Source organism: Cupriavidus sp. FW305-3-2-15-C-LB2, assembly GCF_058787575.1.
Genome location: NZ_JBYSZW010000018.1, coordinates 74,650 through 98,280, shown reverse-complemented (window position 1 = coordinate 98,280; position 23,631 = coordinate 74,650). Strand labels below are relative to the sequence as shown.

The window sequence follows — 23,631 nt, the reverse complement described above, 5'->3', positions numbered from 1 at the left end:
GTTTTGCGTGTTCAAACTGCACGGTAAGGCAATCTTGTCCGGACTGTATATTTTGTCGGCCAGACGCCGCCGGTAGAGTGGCCCTCATTGCCGCCGCGCTGCCAGTCAGCGTGCCACCAGCCAATCCGACCCGATTCCCCCTTAGGAGGACGTATGGACGCCGCCAAGACCGTGATTCCCGATCTCGATGCCCTGTGGATGCCCTTCACCGCCAACCGCCAGTACAAGGCGGCGCCGCGCCTGCTGGCGTCGGCCAGCGGCATGTACTACACCACCCACGACGGCCGCCAGATCCTGGACGGTTGCGCCGGCCTGTGGTGCGTGGCTGCCGGCCACTGCCGCACGGAAATCGCCGAGGCGGTAGCGCGCCAGGCCGCCACGCTGGACTATGCGCCGCCGTTCCAGATGGGCCATCCGCTGTCATTCGAGGCCGCCACCAAGGTGGCCGCGATCATGCCGCAGGGGCTCGACCGCATCTTCTTCACCAACTCTGGCTCGGAGTCGGTCGACACCGCGCTGAAGATCGCGCTGGCCTACCACCGTGCACGCGGCGAAGGCCAGCGCACGCGCTTTATCGGGCGCGAGCGCGGCTATCACGGCGTGGGCTTCGGCGGCATGGCGGTGGGCGGCATCGGCCCCAACCGCAAGGCGTTCTCGGCCAACCTGATGCCGGGCACCGACCACCTGCCGGCCACGCTGAATATCGCCGAGGCCGCTTTCTCCAAGGGCCAGCCGCAGTGGGGCGCGCACCTGGCCGATGAGCTGGAGCGCATCCTCGCGCTGCACGACCCGTCCAACGTTGCCGCCGTGATCGTCGAGCCGCTGGCAGGCTCCGCCGGCGTGCTGGTGCCGCCGGTCGGCTACCTGGAAAAGCTGCGTGAAATCACCAGCAAGCACGGCATCCTGTTGATCTTCGACGAGGTCATCACCGCCTTCGGCCGCCTCGGCGCCGCCACCGCGGCCGAGCGCTTCAAGGTCACGCCGGACCTGATCACCATGGCCAAGGCGATCAACAACGCCGCGGTGCCGATGGGCGCCGTCGCCGTGCGCCGCGAAGTGCATGACACCGTGGTCAATTCGGCCGCGCCGGGCGCGATCGAGCTGCTGCATGGCTACACCTACTCCGGCCACCCGCTGGCCGCGGCTGCCGCCATTGCCACCCTTGACCTGTACCAGCGCGAAAACCTGTTCGGCCGCGCCGCCGAACTGGCGCCGGTGTTCGAAGCCGCGGTGCACGGGGTACGCGGCGCGCCGCACGTGAAGGACATCCGCAACTACGGCCTGGTTGCCGGCATCGAGCTGGAGCCGCGTCCCGGCCAGCCCGGCGCGCGCGCGTATGAGGCCTTCCTGAAGTGCCTGGAACTCGGCGTGCTGGTGCGCTACACCGGCGACATCCTGGCGTTCTCGCCGCCGCTGATCATCTCTGAAGCCCAGATCGGGGAACTGTTCGATACGGTGAAGAAGGCGCTGCAGGACATCAAGTAAGCGGCGCGCGCCGCATCGCATTGCCGCCGGACCTGCGGGTCCGGCCTCCCTGATTGCATGCCGGGGGCGCGCTGACTTGCGTGCCGCGGCTATCGAAGGAAATCCCAAGTGAGCATCGCAGAAAACCGGCAACTGGCCGAGATCCACCATTTCATCGGCGGCGCTGTGCGCCGCGCCGGCGGCCAGCGCCTGGCGGACGTGTTCAACCCCGCCACCGGCGAAGTCGCAGCACGCGTGGCGCTCGGCACCACGCAGGACGTGGCCGACGCCGTTGCCGCCGCCCATGCGGCATTCCCCGCCTGGGCCGACACCCCGCCGCTGCGCCGCGCGCGCATCCTGTTCAAGTTCAAGGAACTGCTCGACCAGCACCACGACGACCTGGCCGCGCTGATCACGCGCGAGCACGGCAAGGTGTTCTCGGACGCCAGGGGCGAAGTCACGCGCGGCATCGAGGTGGTGGAATTCGCCTGCGGCATCCCCAACCTGCTCAAGACCGATTTCACCGACAACATCGGCGGCGGCATCGATAACTGGAACCTGCGCCAGCCGCTGGGCGTGGTGGCCGGCATCACGCCGTTCAACTTCCCAGTGATGGTGCCGATGTGGATGTTCCCGGTGGCGCTGGCGTGCGGCAATACCTTCGTGCTGAAGCCGTCGGAACGTGATCCGTCGCCGAGCCTGCTGATTGCCGACCTGCTGCGCCAGGCTGGTTTGCCCGATGGCGTGTTCAATGTCGTGCAGGGCGACAAGGAAGCCGTCGATGCATTGCTTGCGCATCCGGATGTGCAGGCGCTGTCGTTCGTCGGCTCGACGCCGATCGCCGAGTACATCTACACGGAAGGGACCAGGCACGGCAAGCGCGTGCAGGCATTGGGCGGCGCCAAGAACCACCTGGTGGTGATGCCCGATGCCGATCTCGACCAGGCGGTCGATGCGCTGATCGGTGCCGCGTATGGTTCTGCCGGCGAACGCTGCATGGCGATCTCGGTCGCCGTGGCCGTGGGCGATGTCGCTGACAAGCTCGTGCCGCGCCTCGCCGAACGTGCGAGCTCGCTGAAGATCCGCAACGGCATGGAGTCCGACGCCGAAATGGGTCCGCTGGTAACCGCTGCGCACAAGGCGAAGGTGGAGGGCTATATCGCCAAGGGCGTGGAAGAGGGCGCGACGCTGGTGACCGATGGCCGCGGTCATACCGTACCCGGCCATGAGAACGGCTTCTATGTCGGCGGCACGCTGTTCGACCACGTCAAGCCGGATATGACGATCTACAAGGAAGAGATCTTCGGCCCGGTGCTGTCGGTAGTGCGCGTGCATGACTTTTCCGAAGCGGTGGCGCTGATCAATGCGCATGAATACGGCAACGGCGTGTCGTGCTACACCAGCGACGGCGGCATCGCGCGTGCGTTCGCGCGGCAGATCCAGGTCGGCATGGTCGGCATCAACGTGCCGATCCCGGTGCCGATGGCCTGGCATTCGTTCGGTGGCTGGAAGCGATCGCTGTTTGGCGACCATCACGCCTATGGCGAAGAGGGCGTGCGTTTCTACACGCGCTACAAGAGCGTGATGCAGCGCTGGCCGGATTCGATCGCCAAGGGCGCTGAGTTCACCATGCCGGTGGCTAAGTAGGTTGTTGTGCCTATCGGGCGGGGACCGGTTGACGGTCCCCGCTCCGTTCAGGCGCCAGCGGCCGCTTGTTTCACGCCTGAGTGCGGCTATTCCGCGCTGCGCGTGCTGGCCTGCCGGTAGGCGCTCGGCGTGCCGGCTTCTCCCTTGTTCCAGCAGGCGCGGAAGGCCTGCACGCTGGCGAAGCCGCTCTTCAACGCGATCGCTTCCACCGGCAGCGTCGATGCGGCCAGCAGCTTGCGCGCGCGTGCCATGCGCAGGGTCAGCTGGTATTGCTTCGGCGTGAGGCCGGTTTCCTCATGGAACAGGCGCGACAGGTGCCTGACGCTGACTGCGAAACGCTGCGCAAAGCGCGGGTCAGCGACGTTGGCTTCCAGGTCGCGCGAGATCGCATCCTGCACTGCATGCACCAGCGGATTGCCGTGCGAGCGTGCGCTGAACTGAGGTTCAAGCTGCGGATCGGCGCCGAAGCGCCGGAACGGCACGACGTTGTCGCGCGCCACCGCAATCGCGGCCTCGTCGCCGCAGGCGTTGGCCACCAGCCGCAGCGCCAGGTCGATGCCGGAGGCCACGCCGGCCGAGGTCCAGACATTGCCGTCGCGGACGAACACGCGGTTGTCGATTACCGAGGCATCCGGATGGCGCGCGCGCAGGCGCTTGATATGTGCATGGTGTGTCGTGCACAGGCGCCCGTCGAGCAGGCCCGCTGCGCCGAGCAGGAAGGCGCCGGTGCAGACTGCGGCCACCTGTACGCCGCCATTCCTGCCCTCACCAAAGCTCTCCCTCAACCATGCCGCGCTATCGTGCCACGCAGTCGATGTCGTCAGTGTGTCCAGAAGTTTGCTGCCAACGGCGATGACCACGTCGCCGGCTTCGAGCCGGGCGGGCAGGCGTTCAACCCGGCCAAGCGCCGGACCCTGGAAGGACGTGACGCTGGAATGCGGGCCGACGCAGCGCACAGTGAGTGGCGCAAGGCCAAGTTCCGCCACGCTCGACAGGATCTGCAGCGGCCCGCCGAGGTCGAGCATATGGACATTGGGCAACACCAGGAAATAGGCGGTAGTCATCACCAGTGTGGAGATCGCAAGGCCGATGCCGGCATTCTCGCGCGAATCGCAGGCTTTGTATCGGCGATGGCCGAAAATTTGCTTTTCTGGTCCATGGCGTTGCCCCGGCGGGCGGCCGGCTTTCCTTAGCATGGTCAACGAACCCCTGCCAAAGAGAGATCGCCATGCACCGCACCCGCCTGCCCGCCGTCACCGTGGCCCTGGTCGCCATCGGCTTTGCCGTGATGTTCGTGTCGACCGCGGTCAAGGGCCTCTACCAGGTGTACTTCGTCGACCTCGCCACGCACTTCGGGCAGGGCCGTGCGCAGTTTGCCTGGTCCGGCAGTGTCTTTATGCTCGCCACCGGGCTGATGTCGCCGGTGGTCGGCGCGCTCAGCGATCGCGTCGGCCCGCTGCGCACCGCGGCCGCTGGGGCGCTGGCGGCAGGCATTGCGCTGGGTGGCGCGGCGCTGTGGCCGGGATCGCTGACGTTCTTCGTGCTGATGTTCGGCCTCGCCGGTGCGTTCGGGCTGGCGGCCATGACCTTTGTGCCGATGGGCATCCTGGTGGACCGGCTGTTCGAGGAGCGCAAGAAGGGGCTGGCCTATGCGGTGGTTACCAACGGCACCGCGATCGGCTTTATCGTGCTGTCGCCGCTGTGGATCTGGCTGCAGCCGCAGGCGGGCTGGATCACGGCGTTCGGCGTGGCCGGTGCGGTGTTTGCGTTGCCGGTGGCCGGCGCCTTGTGGCTGACTTCGCGCTGGGAGCCGGCGTCCGCACCGGCGCCATGCACGGCCGGGGCCGATGTGCCGGCATGGACGGTGGTGCGGCGTGACCCGGTGTTCTATGCGCTGGCGGCCGGCTTCTTCGGCTGCGGCGCCACCATGGCCTTTATCGACGTGCACCTGATCGCGTACTGGCAGGGGCAGGGCGTGCCGCGGCTGGCGATGGGCTATGCGATGAGCACGCTCGGCGCGCTGGAGCTGGCCAGCGGCCTGGTCTCCGGCGCGCTGGCGCTGCGCTGGGACAAGCACCGGCTGCTGGCCGCGTTCTACGCGCTGCGCTCGGCATCGATGCTGTTGCTGCTGGTGCCGGGCCTGGGCGTGCTGCCGTTTGCGGTCGGCTTTGGCGCCAGCTATCTGGGCACGGTGATCCTGACCTCGATGTTCTGCTTCGAGCGCTACGGCAGCCGGATCAAGGGCAAGGTGTTTGGCCTGCTGTTCCTCGGGCACCAGCTGGGCGCCTTCCTGACGGTGCAGCTGGGGGCGTGGTCGTTCGATGCCACGCGCAGCTACCAGCACAGCATCACGGCGCTGGTGGCGGTGACGCTGTGCTCCGCCGCGTGCTCGTGGCTTGGCCTGCGCCGCGCGGGGCCGTTGCCGGCACTTGCCAAGGGCCCGGCACACGCCGCGGTTCCCGAGGCTGCCAGCCGCTGAAGTGCCGATGCTGCCGCGGCTCCTTCTTGCCTGCGCGGCCCTCGCCCCGCTGGGGCTGGCGGCCCTGGCGGGGCCGTGGCCGCTGCGCGCGAGGATTGCAGCGCTGGCGGCACTGGCCCTTGCCGGCGCTGCACTGCTGGCGCTCGATCCGCTTGCCGCCGCCCTGGCGCGCGTGGACGGCATCCTGTCGGCGCCCGGCTGCGGCGGCTGACTTTGCCTGCGGTCAGTGCGGGCCAGCCTGGCCTTTTCTATCATTCGATGACGTGCCTGCCGCGCGCGGGCGCGCAATGTGACGCCTTCGCGCCGCGGCGGGCGTAAACTACCGCCCTTTTTCCGGGCCCGCGCGGCTTGCCGCCGCGTGCCCGGCCACAGTTGCATGGAGTCTGAATGAGCTTGTTCCGCACCAAGGACATCGACGCGATGCTGGCCGTCGCGCGCGATGACGGCCTGAAGAAGGTGCTGGGTCCAACCGACCTGGTGATGATGGGCATCGGCGCCATCATCGGCACCGGCATTTTCGTGCTGACCGGCACCGGCGCGCTGACCGCGGGGCCGGCGCTGACGGTGTCGTTCGTGATCGCGGCGCTGGCGTGCGGCTTTGCCGCGCTGTGCTACGCGGAGTTTGCCTCGGCGATCCCGGTGTCGGGATCGATCTATACCTACAGCTATGCCACGCTGGGCGAGATCGTCGCGTGGATGATCGGCTGGGACCTGCTGCTGGAATACGGGCTGGCCACGTCCGCCGTGTCGGTGGGGTGGTCGGGCTACTTCCAGTCGCTGATGGCGGGCTTCGGGCTGAAACTGCCGGCGGCGCTGACCGCGGCGCCAGGCTCGGTGCCGGGGGTGAAGTCCATGCTGAACCTGCCGGCGTGCCTGATCATGCTGGCCATCACCTGGGTGGTGTCGTACGGCGTGCGCGAATCCACGCGCATCAACAACCTGATGGTGGCGGTCAAGATCGGCGTGGTGCTGCTGTTTATCGCGGTGGGCGTGTGGCATGTGCAGCCGGCCAACTGGCAGCCGTTCGCGCCATTCGGCTTTGCCGGCATCTTCAATGCGGCGGCGCTGGTGTTCTTTGCCTTTATCGGCTTCGACGCGGTGACCTCTGCCGCGGAAGAGGTGCGCAACCCGCGCCGCGACCTGCCGATCGGCATCATCGGTTCGCTGGCGGTGTGCACGGTGCTGTATGTGGTGGTGGCCGCCATCATGACCGGCATCGTGCCGTTCGCGAAGTTTGCCGGCGTGGACCACCCGGTCTCACTGGCGCTGCAGTTCGCGGGCCAGAACTGGGTGGCGGGCTTTGTCGACCTGGGCGCGATCCTGGGCATGACCACGGTGATCCTGGTGATGACCTACGGCCAGACCCGCGTGATCTTTGCGATGTCGCGCGACGGCCTGCTGCCAGAGCGGCTGTCATCCGTGCACCCGGTGCATGCCACGCCGTATTTCGCCACCTGGATCGTCGGCATCGTGTTTGCCGCGATTGCCGCCTTCGTGCCGCTGAACGTGCTGGCCGAGCTGATCAATATCGGTACGCTGGCGGCCTTCACGCTGATCTCGGTGGCGGTGCTGGTGCTGCGCAAGACGCGCCCGGAACTGCCGCGCGCATTCCGCTGCCCGGGCGTGCCGGTGGTACCGCTGCTGTCGATCGGCTTCTGCCTGTTCCTGATGGCGCATCTGCAGGCGCTGACCTGGATTGCCTTCCTCGTGTGGCTGTCGGTGGGGCTGGTGATCTACTTCGGCTACGCGCGGCGTAATGCCGTGCTGCATAACCACGGCGGCTGAGCGCCTTCAGCCGCCGCGCCCGGCCGCGGCCTTCATGAAGGCCACCGCGCGCGGCTCGTTGGCATAGGCGGCGTTGATCCGGATCCATGCCGAGGTCTCGCCGCCCGGGCGGAAGTAGTTGCCTGGGGCCAGCGTCACGCCGTATTCCTCGCCCAGCGTCACCAGTTCGCGCGAATCCTCGATGCCGGGCGGGCGCGCCCACAGGAAGTTGCCGCCGGACGGCTGGCAGAACACCTCCCAGCCGTTGCCGGTCAGTTGCCGCACGGCATTGGCGCAGGCCTCGCGCACGCGCAGGCGCAGCCGCTCCACATACTTGCGGTAGCCGCCGCGCTCCAGCAGCGCCGCCGTGACTGCTTCCGCGAAGTGCGAACCGGCCACGCTGGTCAGCACCTTCACATCGACCAGGTCCTTGACCAGCGCCTTGTCCGCCACCAGGTAGCCGACCCGCAGCGAGGCCGACACCGTCTTGGAAAAGCCGCCGATGTAGATCACGTGCTCAAGCTGGTCCAGCGTGGCCAGCCGGTCGGTGAAGTGGGTCTGGAAGTCCGAGAAGATATCGTCCTCGACAAAGCGGAAGCCATGCCGGCGCGCCAGCTCCAGCAGCCGGAATGCCACCGGCGGCGCCAGCGTCGATCCGGTCGGGTTCTGCAGCACGCTGTTGGTGAAGAACAGCTTGGGCTTGTGCTGGCGCAGCAGCGCCTCGGTGGCGTCCGGGTCGGGGCCGTTGGCCGTGTGCGGCACGCCCACCAGCTGCACCCCATGCAGCCGCAGCAGCCCGAACAGGTTGTAGTAGCCGGGATCTTCCACGAACACGGTATCGCCGGGCTTGAGCAGGTGGCGTACCACCAGGTCCAGCGCCTGGCTGGCACCGGTGGTGATCAGCACTTGCGGCAGTTCGGCGGCGATGCCCAGCTGGCGCACGCGCAGCAACACCTGGCGACGCAGTTCCGGATGCCCCATCGGCGTGGCGTAGTGGATCACGCTGTCGATCTCATTGCGCGAGATCGCGCGGATCGCCTGCGTCAGCCCCTCGACGTCGCGCCAGGTCTCCGGCACGAAGCCCCCGGCCAGCTTGAGCGTGCCGCTGGGGTGGTTGAACTGCTCGAGGATGTGGTCGGAAAGATCCTCGGCCAGGCTCGGATCGGACCATCCGCACGCCGAGCGCCCCGCCAGCGGGCTGTCCGCCACATAGAAGCCCGAACCCTGGCGCGAATCCAGCAGCCCCTGCGATACCAGCCGGTCATAGGCTTCGATCACCGGGAAGCGGCTGATGCCGTTCTCCGCCGCCAACTGCCGGATTGACGGCAGGCGTGCGCCGGGCCGTGCTTCGCGGTTGCCGATCCACGCTTTCACGCCGGCAACGATCTGCTCGGTCAGTGGAATTCCGGTGGAAGCATCTAAGATTAGTTTCATGGGCAGGCAGCCGGGGGAAGCCGGTAGGCGCAGATCGCTACAAGCGACAACTGTCAGGGAAAACTACTGAACAGTTCATCGAAAACTGTTCACAACTGTACATGGGATTGTAGTGAGGGATGCGAATAATGGAAGCGTGGCGGAGGAAGGCGCCGGCTACCGTGATCATTCGGCATCCACGGGGGCCGGCGCCGGACGCGACCGCCGGGCTATGAGGAGTGGGACATGCGCGAACTACGGACTTTCGAGCTGGACGAGCCTGGGCTGCCAGTGAGCTGGCGCGCCGGTTACGGGCAGACCGTCTGCGCGGTGGCGGGCAAGTTGTGGGTGACGGTGGAAGGCAGTCCCAACGACATCTGGCTGGAGCCGGGCACTGAGCTGGCGTTGCCGGAGGGCTACCGGGTGTGGCTGTCGGGCGATGGCGCGGGCGCGCGCTTTACGCTGGCACAGGTGCCGGCGCCGTGGTCGCTGCGGCGGCTGGTGGCGTGGCTGCGGGCGATGCGGCACCGGGTGGAGGAGCACAGCACGGATGCGTTCGGGGAGTGCCCCAGGATCTGGGCCTGAGCGGACCACTCAAGCTTTGCCGGAACGGCCACCTGAGGGTGGCCTTTTGTTTGCCCGGATGCTTGCGCGGCGCCTGCCGCGGGCGCCTACTCTATAGGGACAGCCCCGTCCCATGCACGCCGGGCTCGGGGTTCCGCCCCATTGCTTTACGTTAACGTCAACGTCATATAATCGATCGGCCCCGACCCGGGGGCGCAGCCCGCGCGTTTGCAGCCAAGCCGGCACAGAGCGGTACTTCAGGCGCACGCCGCGGTGGCAGCCAACACCACAGACGGTGGAGACAATGACCGACCTTTCCGATGTGCATGATGTGCGCCGCGGTGCGCCCCAGCCCAAGCCCACCGCGCAAGGCCGCGGTCCGGTCAACAAGGTGCGCCTTGTCACGGCGGCGTCGCTGTTCGATGGCCATGACGCCTCGATCAACATCATGCGCCGCATCCTGCAGTCGCATGGCTGCGAGGTGGTCCACCTCGGCCACAACCGCTCGGTCGAGGAAGTGGTGACGGCGGCGCTGCAGGAAGACGCGCAGGGCATCGCGATTTCCAGCTACCAGGGCGGCCATGTCGAATATTTCAAGTACATGGTCGACTTGCTGCGCGAGAAGGGCGGCGAGCACGTGCAGGTCTTTGGCGGCGGTGGCGGCGTGATCGTGCCGGACGAGATCCGCGAGCTGCAGGCCTACGGCGTGGCGCGCATCTTCAGCCCCGAGGACGGCCAGCGCATGGGCCTGGCCGGCATGATTGCAGATATGGTGCAGCGCTGCGACATCGACCTGTCGCGCTATGCGCCGGCCTCGCTCGAACCCGTCACCGGCGGCGACCGCCGCGCGCTGGCCCAGTTGATTACCGCGCTGGAGAACGGCAAGGCCGATCCGGCGCTGGTGCAGGCGATGCATGCGCAAGCGGCAGCGGCATCGATCCCGGTGCTCGGCATCACCGGCACCGGCGGCGCCGGCAAGTCTTCACTGACCGACGAACTGATCCGCCGCTTCCGCCTCGACCAGCAGGATGCGCTGTCGATCGCCGTGATCTCGATCGACCCGTCGCGGCGCAAGTCGGGCGGCGCGCTGCTGGGCGACCGCATCCGCATGAACGCGATCAACCACCCGAACATCTTCATGCGCTCGCTGGCCACGCGCGAGGCTGGCTCCGAGATCTCGCAGGCGCTGCCGGACGTGATCGCCGCGTGCAAGGTGGCGGGCTTCGACCTGGTGATCGTCGAGACCTCGGGCATCGGCCAGGGCGACGCGGCCATCGTGCCGCACGTGGATCTGTCGCTCTATGTGATGACGCCCGAGTTCGGCGCGGCCAGCCAGCTCGAGAAGATCGACATGCTGGACTTTGCCGACTTCGTCGCCATCAACAAGTTCGACCGCAAGGGCGCGCAGGACGCGTGGCGCGACGTGGCCAAGCAGGTGCAGCGCAACCGCGAGCAATGGCACGGCAAGGCCGAGGACATGCCGGTCTACGGCACGCAGGCGTCGCGCTTCAATGACGATGGCGTGACCATGCTGTACCAGGGGCTGCGCGCGGCGCTGGCCGAACGCGGCCTGAAACTGCAGCCGGGCGTGCTGCCGGCGCAGGCGGGGCGCATCTCCACCGGCCAGAATGTGATCGTGCCGCCGGCGCGCAGCCGCTACCTGGCGGAACTGGCAGACACGGTGCGCGGCTACCACCGCCGCGTGATGGAGCAGAGCCGCATTGCACGCGAGCGCCAGCAACTGCGTGAATCGAGCCGCATGGTGCAGGCCGCGCAAGGCGATGGCGCGGCGCTGGATGCGCTGGCGGCGGAGCGCGACAGCGCCCTCGGCCAGGTCGAGCGCAAGCTGCTGGCGATGTGGCCGCAGATGCGCGAAGCCTACAGCGGCGACGAGTACGTAGTGAAAATCCGCGACCGGGAGATCCGCACCGGGCTGGTTACGACCACGCTGTCCGGCACCAAGGTGCGCAAGGTGGTGCTGCCGCGCTTCGAGGACGACGGCGAGGTGCTGAAGTGGCTGATGCGCGAGAACGTTCCCGGCAGCTTCCCATACACCGCCGGCGTGTTCGCCTTCAAGCGCGAGAACGAAGACCCCACCCGCATGTTCGCCGGCGAGGGCGATGCCTTCCGCACCAACCGGCGCTTCAAGCTGGTGTCCGAAGGTATGGATGCCAAGCGGCTGTCGACCGCGTTCGACTCGGTCACGCTGTATGGCGAAGACCCGCATGTGCGTCCGGACATCTACGGCAAGGTCGGCAACTCCGGCGTGTCGATCGCCACGCTCGACGACATGAAGGTGCTGTACGACGGCTTCGACCTGACCAGCCCGAGCACCTCGGTGTCGATGACCATCAACGGCCCGGCCCCGACCATTTTGGCGATGTTCATGAACACCGCCATCGACCAGCAGCTCGACAAGTTCCGCGCCGACAACCAGCGCGAGCCCACCGCCGACGAAGAAGCCAAGATCCGCGCCTGGGTGCTGCAGAACGTGCGCGGCACGGTGCAGGCCGACATTCTCAAGGAAGACCAGGGCCAGAACACCTGCATCTTCTCCACCGAGTTCTCGCTCAAGGTGATGGGCGATATCCAGGAGTACTTTGTCCACCACCAGGTGCGCAACTTCTACTCGGTGTCGATCTCCGGCTACCACATCGCCGAGGCCGGCGCGAACCCGATCTCGCAGCTGGCGTTCACGCTGTCCAACGGCTTCACCTATGTGGAGGCGTACCTGGCGCGCGGCATGCATATCGACGATTTCGCTTCCAACCTGTCGTTCTTCTTCTCCAACGGCATGGACCCGGAGTACAGCGTGCTGGGCCGCGTCGCGCGCCGCATCTGGGCCGTGACCATGCGCGACAAATACGGCGCCAACGAGCGCAGCCAGAAGCTGAAGTACCACATCCAGACTTCGGGCCGCTCGCTGCATGCGCAGGAGATCGACTTCAACGATATCCGCACCACGCTGCAGGCGCTGATCGCGATCTACGACAACTGCAATTCGCTGCATACCAATGCCTACGACGAGGCCATCACCACGCCCACCGGCGAGTCGGTGCGCCGCGCGCTGGCGATCCAGCTGATCATCAACCGCGAGTGGGGCGTGGCCAGGTGCGAGAACCCCAACCAGGGCAGCTTCCTGATCGAGGAGCTGACCGACCTGGTGGAAGAGGCGGTGCTGCAGGAGTTCGAGCGCATTGCCGAGCGCGGCGGCGTGCTCGGTGCGATGGAGACCGGCTACCAGCGCGGCAAGATCCAGGAAGAGTCGCTCTACTATGAGCAGCTCAAGCACGACGGCACGCTGCCCATCATCGGCGTGAACACGTTCCGCAACCCGGACGGCGACCCGACCCCGCAGAAGCTGGAGCTGGCGCGCTCCAGCGAGGCCGAGAAGCAGAGCCAGCTCGACCGCCTGCATGCGTTCCAGCAGGCCCACGCGGCCGAGGCGCCGGCCATGCTGGCGCAGTTGCGCCAGGCGGTGATCGACAACCAGAACGTATTTGCGGTGCTGATGGACGCGGTGCGGGTTTGCTCGCTGGGGCAGATCACCCATGCGCTGTTCGAAGTGGGCGGGCAGTACCGGCGCAATATGTAGAGCCGGCGGCACCGCGCAGCAAGCAGTGCCCGATTACCGCGCAGGGCGGCCGCAGTGAAGGGTCGCCCTGCGTTACACTCGAAGGCTGTGCCGGCGGCCGCGCCACGGCAAACGTATTCGAGACAACCGCAAGCCAAAGATCATGGACACCCAGTACAACCCGACCAATATCTTCGCGAAGATCCTGCGCGGCGAGCTGCCGTGCATCAAGGTCTACGAGGACGACGATACCATCGCCTTCATGGACATCATGCCGCAGGCCGACGGCCATACGCTGGTGGTGCCCAAGGAAGCCGCGGTCAACCTGTTCGACCTGTCCGAGCAGGGCGCGCAGGCCGCCATTGTCGCCACGCAGCGCGTGGCGCGCGCGGTGCGCGCGGCGTTTGCGCCCGACGGCATCTCCATCGGCCAGTTCAACGGCGCGGCCGCGGGCCAGACCGTGCCGCACGTCCATTTCCATATCGTGCCGCGCTATGCCGACAGCGCGCTGCGCGGCCATGCGCGCGAGATGCAGGACCCGGAACAGCTCAAGGGCCATGCCCAGCGCATCATCGCCGCGCTGCGCGAGCAGGGCGCCTGAGCCGCGCCTGAACCGATCAATCAGCAATCCAACCAAGCAGAGGAAGACAAGATGAGCATCAGGACAGTGGGCATCGTCGGTGCCGGCACCATGGGCAATGGCATCGCCCAGGCCTGCGCAGTGGTAGGTCTCAACGTGGTGATGGTCGACATCAGCGATGCCGCCGTGCAGAAGGGTGTCGCCACCGTGGCAAGCAGCCTGGACCGTCTGATCAAGAAGGAAAAGCTGACCGAGGCCGACAAGGCCAGCGCGCTGGCGCGCATCAAGGGCAGCACCTCGTATGACGATCTCAAGGCCACCGATATCGTGATCGAGGCCGCCACCGAGAACTACGACCTGAAGGTCAAGATCCTCAAGCAGATCGACGGCATCGTCGGCGAGAACGTGATCATCGCGTCCAACACCTCGTCGATCTCGATCACCAAGCTGGCTGCCGTGACCTCGCGCGCCGACCGCTTTATCGGCATGCACTTCTTCAACCCGGTGCCGGTGATGGCGCTGGTGGAACTGATCCGCGGCCTGCAGACCAGCGACACCACCCACGCCGCCGTCGAGGCCCTGTCGAAGCAGCTCGGCAAATACCCGATCACGGTCAAGAACAGCCCGGGCTTCGTCGTCAACCGCATCCTGTGCCCGATGATCAACGAGGCCTTCTGCGTGCTGGGCGAAGGCCTGGCCTCGCCGGAAGAGATCGACGAAGGCATGAAGCTGGGCTGCAACCACCCGATCGGGCCGCTGGCGCTGGCTGACATGATCGGCCTGGACACCATGCTGGCCGTGATGGAAGTGCTGTACACGGAGTTTGCGGATCCGAAGTACCGCCCGGCGATGCTGATGCGCGAGATGGTCGCTGCCGGCTACCTGGGCCGCAAGACTGGCCGCGGCGTGTACGTCTATAGCAAGTAAGCTGCCCGGCACTTGCCGCGTGGTACAGCGGCCGCCTGCGGGCGGCCGCTGCTTTTTCCGGGGCCGGTTCCGGTTGCCGCCAAATCCCGCTTACACGGCGTTATATGCCGAAACACTCCGCCGCATCCGGTAACAGGAATGCGCGGTAGAGTGCACTCATTCCCATTACGACAAAACAAGCTCCATGGCTCCCCCGATTCTCTTTGCTGCGCTGCTCGCGGGCGCAATGTCCCTGCTGGCGGCCCGTTCGGCGATGGCCCATGTGGACGTGGGCGTGCAGATCGGCGCGCCGGTCTATGCGGCGCCGGCCCCGGTCTATGTGGCACCCCCGCCGCACGTGGTGTATGCGCCGCGCCATCACGGCTGGCATGGCGACCGTTATTGGGATGGCCGTCGCTGGTATGGCCGCCATGAGTGGCGCGGCCGCCATCACCACTATCATCGGCATCATCACTATCGCCACCACGGCCATGGGCATCACGGTCATCACGGCCATCGTGGTCATCACGGCCACTGACCGCCGCACCGGCTGAGGCGCCGGCCGGCACCACCGCCCGGCCCGGCGTTCAGCGCAGCAGCACCAGCCGCGGCACCGCGTCCGCGCCGCTCCAGACCACCGCGTTCTGTTCGTATTTCTCGCCGAGTGCCCGTGCATCCTCCAGCGACAGCCCCGGCACCAGGAAGCTCGGCTCGGCCGGCCAGCCGTTGCGTGGATGCTCTCCGGCGGCTTCGATTGCGCGCAATCCCATCCTTGCCAAGTCTTGCGCCAGCGCTTGCTGGCGCTTTGCGTTGGTGTCGTCGTCGCAGCGCAGGCTGAACGGGTTGGCGGCGGTAATGAAGGCGCTCGCTGTCACGCCCAGCGCGCGGTGCAGCGCCGCCAGCGGGGCGCTGGGTTGGTCTACCCGCAATACCATCGGCAGGTCGCCCAGCACGCGGTAGTGCGTCTCGCGATAGGCCTGCAGCGTGGCGTCGTCGATGGCGCTGGCCATGTTATTCGCCGTACTGCCGCAACCCCTCCAGGTCCAGCACCTCGATCACGCCGTAGTCCACCCGCACCAGGCCCTGCTGTTCCAGCACCTTGAGCGCCTGGTTGGCGCGCTGGCGCGAGATGCCAGCGAGCAGGCCGATCTCTTCCTGCGAGATCTCCAGCGTCTTGCCGATCCCCGGATACAGGTGCTCATTGAACAGCGACGACACCGCGCGCGCCACGCGCGAATCGATGTCGAGCAGCCGCTCATATTCCACCGCGGCGATGAACTGTCCCAGGCGTTCGTTGAACTGGGTCAGCAGGAAGCGCGTGAACGGCAGGCTGGTATCCAGCAACCACAGAAAAGTGTCGCGCGGCAGGAAGGCGATGGTCGAGCGGCGCAGCGCCATCACGTCGTACTTGCGGATTTCCGACTTGAGCACCGCGCCTTCGCCGAACCAGCCGCCGGTGGGCACGCCGGTGAATGTGACCGACTTGCCCGAGGGCGACACCGTGGTGATCTTGACGATGCCTTCGAGCACGCCCATCCAGTGCTCGGCCATGTCACCCTTGTGACAGACGTAGTCGCCCTGGGTGTACTCGTGCACGAACATGGCGCGGCGCACGCGCTCGCGCTGCTCGGGACTCAGGTCTGCTGCCCACACGCAGCGGTCGACAAAATCGTTCAGCATGGCCTGAATTTGCTCCGGTAGGGATTAACCCGGAATTGTCACCGGCGTGACAACCCGGGTGGATGGCATGGGCTATCTTACGATCACCACGGAGCCGGGAAGTGCCGCAAAACAAGGCACCACGGGCTTGATGCGCTGCGGCATGACTGCCGCCAGGCAAAACAAGCCAAGTATAACCACCGGACCGACGCTTGACACCGCGCGTGGATCCCCACGCCGGAGGGACAGGAGACAGCGATGCAGGAATCGTCGGCGACGACCTTCCCGCGATGGCTGCTGGCGCACGCCCAGCAGCGGCCGGATCATCCGGCTCACCGCGAGAAGGATCTCGGCATCTGGCAGACATACAGCTGGGCCCAGGCGGCGCAGCAGGTGAGGGCACTGGCTTGCGGGCTGGCCGCACTCGGTTTCAGGCGTGGCATGAATCTGGCGGTGGTGGGCGACAACCGCCCGCGGCTGTACTGGGCCATGACCGCGGCGCAGGCGCTGGGCGGTGTGCCGGTGCCGCTGTACCAGGACGCCATCGCCAACGAGATGGTCTACGTGCTCAACGATGCGGAGATCGAGTTCGCCATCGTCGAGGACCAGGAGCAGGTCGACAAGCTGCTGGAAGTGGAAGCGCAGCTGGCCGAGTCCGGCCGCGCCGTGCGCCACGTCATCTTTGAAGACCCGCGCGGCCTGATGGACTACGACCATCCGTCGCTGATGTCTTATGAACAGCTACAGGAACTGGGCCGCGAGTTCGACCAGGCGCACCCGGGCTTCTATGACGAGGCCATCGCCGCCGGCCAGCCCGACGACACCGCGATCATCCTCTATACCTCCGGCACCACCGGCAAGCCCAAGGGCGTGTGCCATTCGCACTACGGCCTGATCGGCGCGGCGCGCAACGGCTGCGCCTTCGACAAGCTCAGCGCGGACGACGACGTGCTGTCCTACCTGCCGATGGCATGGGTGGGCGACAATCTGTTCTCATACGCGCAGGCGATGGTGGCGGGCTTCACGGTGAACTGCCCGGAATCGCGCGAAACGGTGATGACCGACCTGCGCGAGATCGGCCCCACCTACTACTTTGCGCCGCCGCGCATCTATGAAGGGCTGCTGACGCAGGTGATGATCCGCATGGAGGATGCCGGCTGGATCAAGCGCAAGCTGTTCCACTGGGCCATGGACGTGGCGAAGCGCTGCGGCACCGATATCCTCGACGGCAAGCCGGTATCGCTCGCGGACCGCGCGCGCTACGCCCTTGGCGAAGCGCTGGTCTACGGCCCGTTGCGCAATGTGCTGGGCATGAGCCGCATCCGCGTGGGCTATACCGCGGGCGAGGCGATCGGACCGGACCTGTTCCGCTTCTACCGCTCGATCGGCGTGAACCTGAAGCAGTTCTACGGCCAGACCGAGACCTGCGCCTATGTGTGCCTGCAGCCGGACGGCAAGGTCAAGTTCGATTCAGTCGGCCCGGCGGCGCCCGGCATGGAAATCCGCATCGCCGACAACGGCGAGGTGCTGGTGCGCGGCGTGGGCCTGCTCAAGTCCTACTACAAGCGCGATGACGCCACGCGCGAGGCCATCAACGACGAGGGCTACTTCATGACCGGCGACGCCGGCGTGATCGACGCCGACGGCCACCTGAAGATCATCGACCGCGCCAAGGACGTGGGCAAGCTGGCCGATGGCTCGATGTTCGCGCCAAAGTACATCGAGAACAAGCTCAAGTTCTTCCCGTACATCAAGGAAGCGGTGGCCTTCGGCAATGACCGCGACCAGGTCTGCGCGTTTATCAATATCGACTTCGAGGCCGTGGGCAACTGGGCCGAGCGCCGCCACCTGCCGTACGCCGGCTATGTCGACCTGGCCGCGCAGCCCGAGGTGCTGGAAATGATCGGCGAATGCGTGAACCAGGTGAATGCCGACCTGGCCAACGACCCGATGCTGGCCGGATCGCAGGTGGCACGCTTCCTGGTCCTGCACAAGGAACTGGATCCGGACGACGACGAGCTCACGCGCACGCGCAAGGTGCGCCGCGGCTTTATCGCCGACAAATACGGCGTGCTGGTGGAGGCGCTCTATGCGGGCAAGTCCGAGCAGTTCATCGAGACGCGCGTCAAGTTCGAAGACGGACGCGAGGGCAGCGTGTCGGCCACGCTGAAGCTGGTCAATGCGAAGCGCCTGCCGGTGGCGGCGCGCGCGGCATGAGCGAGGGCAGCAAGATGACGCAAGTAGCCTGGCAAGGCGCGGGGCAGCGCGAATGGGCGGGGACGGCACGCACGGATGCCAGCGGTGCCGGCAGCGGCGGCGCGATCGCACCTACGGGTCCGATGTCTCCTGCGGAACTGACGGATGACAGCGGCGCGCATCCCGGCACGCAGCGCGCGCAGCGCACCGGCGAACAGGCGCGCACCGGCGGCGAGGTGATCCTGGACCTGCAGCATATCTCGCTGTCGTTCGGCGGGGTCAAGGCGCTGACCGATATCTCGTTCGATGTGTGCGAGCACGAGGTGCGCGCCATCATCGGCCCCAACGGCGCCGGCAAGAGTTCGATGCTCAACGTGATCAACGGCGTCTATCACCCGCAGCAGGGACGCATCGTGTTCCGCGGCGAGGAGCGCAAGCAGATGCACCCGACCGCCGCGGCGCGCCAGGGCATTGCGCGTACCTTCCAGAACATCGCGCTGTTCAAGGGCATGACGGTGCTGGACAACATCATGACCGGGCGCAACACGCAGTTCCGCACCGGGCTCTTCGCCCACGCGCTGTGGTGGGGCCCGGCGCGCAACGAAGAGATGCGCCATCGCCAGAAGGTCGAGGAAGTGATCGACTTCCTCGAGATCCAGTCGATCCGCAAGACCCCGGTCGGGCGCCTGCCGTATGGCCTGCAGAAGCGCGTCGAACTGGCGCGCGCACTCGCGGCCGAGCCCTCGATGCTGCTGCTGGACGAGCCCATGGCCGGCATGAACGTGGAAGAGAAGCAGGACATGTGCCGCTTCATCCTGGACGTGAACCGGCAGTTCGGCACCACCATCGTGCTGATCGAGCACGACATGGGCGTGGTGATGGATATCTCCGACCGCGTGGTGGTGCTCGACTACGGCAAGAAGATCGGCGACGGCACGCCGGAAGAGGTCAAGGGCAACCCTGACGTGATCAAGGCGTACCTGGGCACTTCGCACTGAGGCTCTGAACCATGACGTTCTTCTTTGAAATCCTGATCGGCGGCTTGCTCTCTGGCCTGATGTACTCGCTGGTGGCGCTGGGCTTCGTGCTGATCTACAAGGCCTCGGGCGTGTTCAACTTTGCCCAGGGCGCGATGGTGTACTTCGCCGCGCTGGCGGTGGTGGGGCTGATGGACAAGGGCCTGCCGATGTGGGCCGCGGTGATCGGCGCCTTCGTGGTGATGATCCTGGTCGGCATGAGCACCGAGCGCTTCGTGCTGCGCAAGCTGGTCAACCAGCCGCCGATCACGCTGTTCATGGCGACCATCGGGCTGTCGTTCTTCCTCGAGGGCCTGGGGCCGCTGCTGTTCGGCAATGAGGTGCGCCCGATCAACCTGGGCATCGTCGACGAGCCGATCGAGTCGATCATGACCAACTTCAACATCGTGCTGTCCAAGTTCGATATTGCGGCGGCGGCCATTGCCGGCCTGCTGGTTGGATCGCTGGCGCTGTTCTTCCAGTACACCAAGGTCGGACGTGCGCTGCGCGCGGTCGCTGACGACCACCAGGCGGCGCTGTCGCTGGGCATCCCGCTGCAGAACATCTGGGCGATCGTGTGGGGCGTGGCGGGTTTCGTCGCGCTGGTGGCCGGCATGCTGTGGGGCTCGCGCAATGGCGTGCAGTTCGCGCTCACGCTGACCGCGCTCAAGGCGCTGCCGGTGCTGATCCTGGGTGGCTTCACCTCGGTGCCCGGCGCCATCGTCGGCGGGCTGATCATCGGTGCCTCGGAGAAGCTGGCCGAGATCTATATCCCGCCGGTGTTCCAGTCGATGTTCGGGGGCAACTTCGGCGGCATCGAAGGGTGGTTCCCGTATGTGTTTGCCTTGCTGTTTCTGCTGGTGCGGCCCGAAGGGCTGTTCGGCGAGAAACACATCGATCGCGTCTGACCGACTTCGCACAGGAGACTTGCCATGTTTTATCGTGAAGCCGGCCAGTTCAAGACCAGCTACGTCGCCGACAGCCAGATCTTTCCCATCCGCCAGGACCGCATCGGCTTTGCCGTGCTGATGGCGGTGGCCTTCGTGGCGATCCCGTTCGTCGGGTCGGAATACTGGTTCTCGGCCATCCTGATCCCGTTCCTGATTTTCTCGCTGGCGGCACTGGGGCTGAATATCCTGACCGGCTATGCCGGCCAGCTGTCGCTCGGTACCGCGGCCTTCATGGCGGTGGGTGCCTACGCGGCCTACAATTTCCAGCTGCGCGTGGAAGGCATGCCGGTGCTGCTGACATTCGTGATGGCGGGCCTTTCCGCGGCATTGGTGGGGGTGGCCTTCGGCCTGCCGTCGCTGCGCATCAAGGGCTTCTACCTCGCGGTGGCGACGCTGGCGGCGCAGTTCTTCGTGGTGTGGGCGCTGACCAAGTTCCCCTGGTTCTCCAACAACAGCTCGTCGGGCGTGATCACGGCGCAGCGGCTGGACCTGTTCGGCTTCGCCATCGACACCCCGCTGAAGAAGTACCTGTTCGTGCTGGCCATCGTCACGGTGCTGGCGCTGGCGGCCAAGAACCTGGTGCGCTCGGCCACCGGGCGCGCATGGATGTCGGTGCGCGACATGGACGTGGCGGCAGAGGTGATCGGCATCCCACTGATGCGCACCAAGCTGCTGGCGTTCGCGGTCAGCTCGTTCTACTGCGGCGTGGCCGGCGCGCTCTATGCGTTCTGCTACCTGGGCTCGGTCGAGCCGGACGGCTTCTCGCTGGACCTGTCGTTCCGCGTGCTGTTCATGATCATCATCGGCGGCGTGGGCAGCATCCTGGGCTCGTTCCTGGGCGCGGCCTTCATCCTGCTGCTGCCGATCTTCCTGGACAACGTGCTGCCGTCGCTGGCCGCGCTGCTGCACCTGCCATTCACCAATGCCACCGTGTCGCACATCCAGCTGATGGTGTTCGGCGGGCTGATCATCTTCTTCCTGATCGTGGAGCCGCACGGGCTGGCCCGGCTGTGGCAGATCGCCAAGGAGAAGCTGAGGCTGTGGCCGTTCCCTCATTGACGGGAGGGGGCCTGTATTACCGCAGTTCCTGTGTGAAGTTCTGAAGCTTACGCATAACGAAACGCTCCCTTGAGGGCGATGGAGACTGTCATGACCAACCTGATTCGCAATGTGCAACGCGCCGCCCTGGTGGTCAGCGCCGCGGCGGCACTGCTGGCGCCGGCGGCGCCGGCCATGGCGCAGAGCAACGAGCAGTTCGTGGCGCTGCCAAGCTACCGCGTGGGGCCGTATGGCGCCAACGGCCAGTCCTGGTATGGCGGCTTCATCGACTACCTCAACTACGTCAACCTGAAGGAAGGCGGGGTCAACGGCGTCAAGCTGTCGTGGGAAGAGTGCGAGACCGAGTACAACAACGCCAAGGGCGTGGAGTGCTATGAACGCCTGAAGTCCAAGAACGCCACCACCAAGGGCACGGCCTACCACGCCATGTCCACCGGCATCTCGTACGCGCTGGTCGACAAGACCGCTGCCGACAAGGTGCCGCTGGTGATGATGGGCTACGGCCGCACCGACGCGGTGGATGGCTCGGTGTTCCCGTATGCGTTCCCGCTGGTGACTACGTACCAGATGCAGGTCTCGGCCATCGTCAAGTACCTGGCCTCGAAGAACGGCGGCTCGCTGGCCGGCAAGAAGATCGTCTACCTGTATCACGACTCGGCCTATGGCAAGGAGCCGATCGTGGCGCTGCAGGCCGAGGCCAAGCTGGGCAAGTTCAACCTGGTGGAGATCCCGGTGGCGCACCCCGGCAACGAGCAGGGCGCGCAGTGGCTGAAGATTCGCCAGGAGAACCCCGACTACGTGATCTTCTGGGGCTGGGGCGTGATGAACCAGACCGCGCTGAAGGCCGCGCAGAAGGTGGGTTTTGCGCGCGACAAGATAATCGGCTCGTGGTGGGCCGGCTCGGAGGAAGACACGGTGCCGGCGGGTGATGCCTCCAAGGGCTACATGAGCGCCACCTGGAACGTGGCGGGCCGCAACGTGCCGCTGATCGCCGATATCGAGAAGGTGGTCTACGGTGCCGGCAAGGGCAATATGCAGGACAAGAACAAGGTGGGTTCGGTGCTGTACAACCGCGGCGTGTCGGCGGCGGTGGTGACGGTGGAAGCGGTGCGCGTGGCGCAGGCCAAGTTCGGCAAGGGCAAGCCCATGACCGGCGAGCAGATGCGCTGGGCCTTCGAGAACCTGAACCTGACCAACGCGCGCCTGCAGCAACTGGGCGCGACCGGCCTGCTGCCCGAGATCAAGACCAGCTGCGACAACCACGAGGGCTCGGGCAAGGTGAAGATCCAGCAGTGGGACGGCACCAAGTGGGTGGTGGTGTCGGACTGGATCGAGGGCAACAAGGGCCTGATCCACCCGCTGTTCAAGGCCACGGCGGCGCAGTACGCGAAGGAGAAGGGGATTACGCCGGCTTGTTCGAAGTCCTGATAGCAACCTGGCGGGCATGCGGTGCCTGGCGCCGCGTGCTCGCCTGAGCCGAACCGTCTTACCAACACGAGCCGCACCATGAGCCTTCTGTCCGTCAACAATATCGAAGTCATCTACGATCACGTGATCCTGGTGCTCAAGGGCGTCTCGCTCGAAGTGCCGGAAGGCAAGATCGTGGCGCTGCTCGGCGCCAACGGCGCGGGCAAGACCACCACGCTCAAGGCCATCTCCAACCTGCTGCAGGCCGAGCGCGGCGATGTCACCAAGGGCTCGATCGAATATCGCGGCGACCGCGTCGACCAGCTCACGCCCAACGACCTGGTGCGCCGCGGCGTGATCCAGGTGATGGAAGGGCGCCACTGCTTCGCGCACCTGACCATCGAAGAGAACCTGCTCACCGGTGCCTACACGCGCGGCCTGTCGCGCGGCCAGACGCGCGACGAGCTGGAAAAGATCTACGAATACTTCCCGCGGCTGAAGACGCGCCGCAAGTCGCAGGCCGGCTACACCTCCGGCGGCGAGCAGCAGATGTGCGCGATCGGCCGGGCCATGATGGCCAAGCCCGCGATGATCCTGCTGGACGAGCCTTCGATGGGGCTGGCGCCGCAGATCGTCGAGGAGATCTTCGAGATCGTGCGCGGCCTGAATTCGCGCGAGAACGTCAGCTTCCTGCTGGCCGAGCAGAACACCATGGTGGCGCTGCGCTATGCCGACTACGGCTACATCCTGGAAAACGGCCGCGTGGTGATGGACGGCGACGCCGAGTCGCTGCGCACCAACGAGGACGTCAAGGAGTTCTACCTGGGCGTGGCCGCCAACGATGCGGACGACGGTGCCGGGCGCAAGTCGTTCCGCGATGTGAAGAGCTACCGGCGCCGCAAGCGCTGGCTGGCGTAGGCACCCGACCGATTTCATCCGGCATTGCCACCACG

The 23,631-nt window shown here is 66.3% G+C and carries 20 protein-coding genes; 16 read left to right on the top strand and 4 right to left on the bottom strand.

What is annotated here, in order from left to right; all coding sequences use genetic code 11:
• Positions 1-153 precede the first annotated feature (153 nt).
• Both aptA and AC3WRR_RS15515 read left to right on the top strand, forming a co-directional pair.
• The gene (gene aptA, locus AC3WRR_RS15520; protein WP_010813359.1) at positions 154-1,485 is read left to right on the top strand and encodes an omega-aminotransferase AptA; all 1,332 of its coding nucleotides are present in this window, start codon (positions 154-156) and stop codon (positions 1,483-1,485) included.
• A 108-nt stretch (positions 1,486-1,593) separates the two neighbouring features.
• On the top strand, positions 1,594-3,111 hold the full coding sequence (locus tag AC3WRR_RS15515; protein ID WP_492297387.1) for a CoA-acylating methylmalonate-semialdehyde dehydrogenase: 1,518 nt from the start codon (positions 1,594-1,596) through the stop codon (positions 3,109-3,111).
• Between the two features lie 86 nt (positions 3,112-3,197).
• On the opposite strand, the gene AC3WRR_RS15510 is transcribed toward AC3WRR_RS15515, so the two are convergent.
• On the bottom strand, positions 3,198-4,175 hold the full coding sequence (locus AC3WRR_RS15510; RefSeq protein WP_492297386.1) for a GlxA family transcriptional regulator: 978 nt from the start codon (positions 4,173-4,175) through the stop codon (positions 3,198-3,200).
• Between the two features lie 164 nt (positions 4,176-4,339).
• On the opposite strand from AC3WRR_RS15510, the gene AC3WRR_RS15505 reads away from it, so the two are divergent.
• From AC3WRR_RS15505 to bcaP, 3 genes are all read left to right on the top strand, one after another.
• Entirely contained in the window at positions 4,340-5,590 is a 1,251-nt protein-coding gene (locus AC3WRR_RS15505; RefSeq protein WP_492297384.1) for an MFS transporter, read from the top strand.
• 7 nt (positions 5,591-5,597) lie between these two features.
• Positions 5,598-5,801, top strand: coding sequence for a hypothetical protein (locus AC3WRR_RS15500; RefSeq protein WP_010814888.1), 204 nt, complete (start codon positions 5,598-5,600; stop codon positions 5,799-5,801).
• A 176-nt stretch (positions 5,802-5,977) separates the two neighbouring features.
• Positions 5,978-7,375, top strand: a complete 1,398-nt coding sequence (bcaP, locus tag AC3WRR_RS15495) for a branched-chain amino acid transporter BcaP (RefSeq protein WP_010814887.1) — start codon at positions 5,978-5,980, stop codon at positions 7,373-7,375.
• A 6-nt stretch (positions 7,376-7,381) separates the two neighbouring features.
• On the opposite strand, the gene AC3WRR_RS15490 is transcribed toward bcaP, so the two are convergent.
• Positions 7,382-8,788, bottom strand: coding sequence for an aminotransferase-like domain-containing protein (locus tag AC3WRR_RS15490; RefSeq protein WP_010814886.1), 1,407 nt, complete (start codon positions 8,786-8,788; stop codon positions 7,382-7,384).
• 225 nt (positions 8,789-9,013) lie between these two features.
• Here AC3WRR_RS15490 and AC3WRR_RS15485 point away from each other — a divergent pair, with 225 nt between their 5' ends.
• The 5 genes from AC3WRR_RS15485 (at position 9,014) to AC3WRR_RS15465 (ending at position 14,945) form a co-directional block, all read left to right on the top strand.
• A complete protein-coding gene (locus tag AC3WRR_RS15485) occupies positions 9,014-9,352 on the top strand; it encodes a DUF2917 domain-containing protein (RefSeq protein WP_010814885.1) in 339 nt (112 codons plus the stop codon).
• A 283-nt stretch (positions 9,353-9,635) separates the two neighbouring features.
• A complete protein-coding gene (gene icmF, locus AC3WRR_RS15480; protein WP_492297382.1) occupies positions 9,636-12,926 on the top strand; it encodes a fused isobutyryl-CoA mutase/GTPase IcmF in 3,291 nt (1,096 codons plus the stop codon).
• A gap of 142 nt (positions 12,927-13,068) precedes the next feature.
• A complete protein-coding gene (locus AC3WRR_RS15475) occupies positions 13,069-13,506 on the top strand; it encodes an HIT family protein (RefSeq protein WP_010814883.1) in 438 nt (145 codons plus the stop codon).
• A gap of 51 nt (positions 13,507-13,557) precedes the next feature.
• The gene (locus AC3WRR_RS15470) at positions 13,558-14,412 is read left to right on the top strand and encodes a 3-hydroxybutyryl-CoA dehydrogenase (RefSeq protein ID WP_010814882.1); all 855 of its coding nucleotides are present in this window, start codon (positions 13,558-13,560) and stop codon (positions 14,410-14,412) included.
• 344 nt (positions 14,413-14,756) lie between these two features.
• On the top strand, positions 14,757-14,945 hold the full coding sequence (locus AC3WRR_RS15465) for a hypothetical protein (RefSeq protein ID WP_492297380.1): 189 nt from the start codon (positions 14,757-14,759) through the stop codon (positions 14,943-14,945).
• Positions 14,946-14,978: 33 nt separating this feature from the next.
• Here AC3WRR_RS15465 and AC3WRR_RS15460 read toward each other — a convergent pair whose 3' ends face one another.
• Positions 14,979-15,401, bottom strand: coding sequence for a DUF3293 domain-containing protein (locus AC3WRR_RS15460; protein WP_492297379.1), 423 nt, complete (start codon positions 15,399-15,401; stop codon positions 14,979-14,981).
• A gap of 1 nt (position 15,402) precedes the next feature.
• On the bottom strand, positions 15,403-16,071 hold the full coding sequence (locus tag AC3WRR_RS15455) for a Crp/Fnr family transcriptional regulator (protein ID WP_010814879.1): 669 nt from the start codon (positions 16,069-16,071) through the stop codon (positions 15,403-15,405).
• 237 nt (positions 16,072-16,308) lie between these two features.
• Here AC3WRR_RS15455 and AC3WRR_RS15450 point away from each other — a divergent pair, with 237 nt between their 5' ends.
• From AC3WRR_RS15450 to AC3WRR_RS15425, 6 genes are all read left to right on the top strand, one after another.
• Entirely contained in the window at positions 16,309-18,267 is a 1,959-nt protein-coding gene (locus tag AC3WRR_RS15450) for an AMP-dependent synthetase/ligase (protein WP_010814878.1), read from the top strand.
• A 14-nt stretch (positions 18,268-18,281) separates the two neighbouring features.
• Positions 18,282-19,244, top strand: coding sequence for an ABC transporter ATP-binding protein (locus AC3WRR_RS15445; RefSeq protein WP_037025387.1), 963 nt, complete (start codon positions 18,282-18,284; stop codon positions 19,242-19,244).
• Between the two features lie 11 nt (positions 19,245-19,255).
• The gene (locus AC3WRR_RS15440; RefSeq protein WP_010814876.1) at positions 19,256-20,170 is read left to right on the top strand and encodes a branched-chain amino acid ABC transporter permease; all 915 of its coding nucleotides are present in this window, start codon (positions 19,256-19,258) and stop codon (positions 20,168-20,170) included.
• Between the two features lie 24 nt (positions 20,171-20,194).
• Positions 20,195-21,271, top strand: a complete 1,077-nt coding sequence (locus AC3WRR_RS15435) for a branched-chain amino acid ABC transporter permease (RefSeq protein WP_010814875.1) — start codon at positions 20,195-20,197, stop codon at positions 21,269-21,271.
• 90 nt (positions 21,272-21,361) lie between these two features.
• A complete protein-coding gene (locus tag AC3WRR_RS15430) occupies positions 21,362-22,699 on the top strand; it encodes an ABC transporter substrate-binding protein (RefSeq protein WP_010814874.1) in 1,338 nt (445 codons plus the stop codon).
• Between the two features lie 78 nt (positions 22,700-22,777).
• Complete coding sequence (locus AC3WRR_RS15425; protein ID WP_010814873.1) at positions 22,778-23,596, top strand: ABC transporter ATP-binding protein; 819 nt, start codon at positions 22,778-22,780, stop codon at positions 23,594-23,596.
• The last annotated feature ends 35 nt before the right edge of the window (positions 23,597-23,631 follow it).

Coding starts and splice junctions, on each gene's coding strand:
- AC3WRR_RS15465 (WP_492297380.1), top strand. CDS start 14,757: ATGCGCCGCGCCATCACGGCTGGCATGGCGACCGTTATTGGGATGGCC.
- AC3WRR_RS15425 (WP_010814873.1), top strand. CDS start 22,778: ATGAGCCTTCTGTCCGTCAACAATATCGAAGTCATCTACGATCACGTG.
- AC3WRR_RS15440 (WP_010814876.1), top strand. CDS start 19,256: ATGACGTTCTTCTTTGAAATCCTGATCGGCGGCTTGCTCTCTGGCCTG.
- AC3WRR_RS15485 (WP_010814885.1), top strand. CDS start 9,014: ATGCGCGAACTACGGACTTTCGAGCTGGACGAGCCTGGGCTGCCAGTG.
- AC3WRR_RS15500 (WP_010814888.1), top strand. CDS start 5,598: ATGCTGCCGCGGCTCCTTCTTGCCTGCGCGGCCCTCGCCCCGCTGGGG.
- bcaP (WP_010814887.1), top strand. CDS start 5,978: ATGAGCTTGTTCCGCACCAAGGACATCGACGCGATGCTGGCCGTCGCG.
- AC3WRR_RS15510 (WP_492297386.1), bottom strand. CDS start 4,175: ATGACTACCGCCTATTTCCTGGTGTTGCCCAATGTCCATATGCTCGAC.
- AC3WRR_RS15490 (WP_010814886.1), bottom strand. CDS start 8,788: ATGAAACTAATCTTAGATGCTTCCACCGGAATTCCACTGACCGAGCAG.
- AC3WRR_RS15450 (WP_010814878.1), top strand. CDS start 16,309: ATGCAGGAATCGTCGGCGACGACCTTCCCGCGATGGCTGCTGGCGCAC.
- AC3WRR_RS15445 (WP_037025387.1), top strand. CDS start 18,282: ATGACGCAAGTAGCCTGGCAAGGCGCGGGGCAGCGCGAATGGGCGGGG.
- AC3WRR_RS15460 (WP_492297379.1), bottom strand. CDS start 15,401: ATGGCCAGCGCCATCGACGACGCCACGCTGCAGGCCTATCGCGAGACG.
- AC3WRR_RS15505 (WP_492297384.1), top strand. CDS start 4,340: ATGCACCGCACCCGCCTGCCCGCCGTCACCGTGGCCCTGGTCGCCATC.
- aptA (WP_010813359.1), top strand. CDS start 154: ATGGACGCCGCCAAGACCGTGATTCCCGATCTCGATGCCCTGTGGATG.
- icmF (WP_492297382.1), top strand. CDS start 9,636: ATGACCGACCTTTCCGATGTGCATGATGTGCGCCGCGGTGCGCCCCAG.
- AC3WRR_RS15435 (WP_010814875.1), top strand. CDS start 20,195: ATGTTTTATCGTGAAGCCGGCCAGTTCAAGACCAGCTACGTCGCCGAC.
- AC3WRR_RS15455 (WP_010814879.1), bottom strand. CDS start 16,071: ATGCTGAACGATTTTGTCGACCGCTGCGTGTGGGCAGCAGACCTGAGT.
- AC3WRR_RS15475 (WP_010814883.1), top strand. CDS start 13,069: ATGGACACCCAGTACAACCCGACCAATATCTTCGCGAAGATCCTGCGC.
- AC3WRR_RS15430 (WP_010814874.1), top strand. CDS start 21,362: ATGACCAACCTGATTCGCAATGTGCAACGCGCCGCCCTGGTGGTCAGC.
- AC3WRR_RS15470 (WP_010814882.1), top strand. CDS start 13,558: ATGAGCATCAGGACAGTGGGCATCGTCGGTGCCGGCACCATGGGCAAT.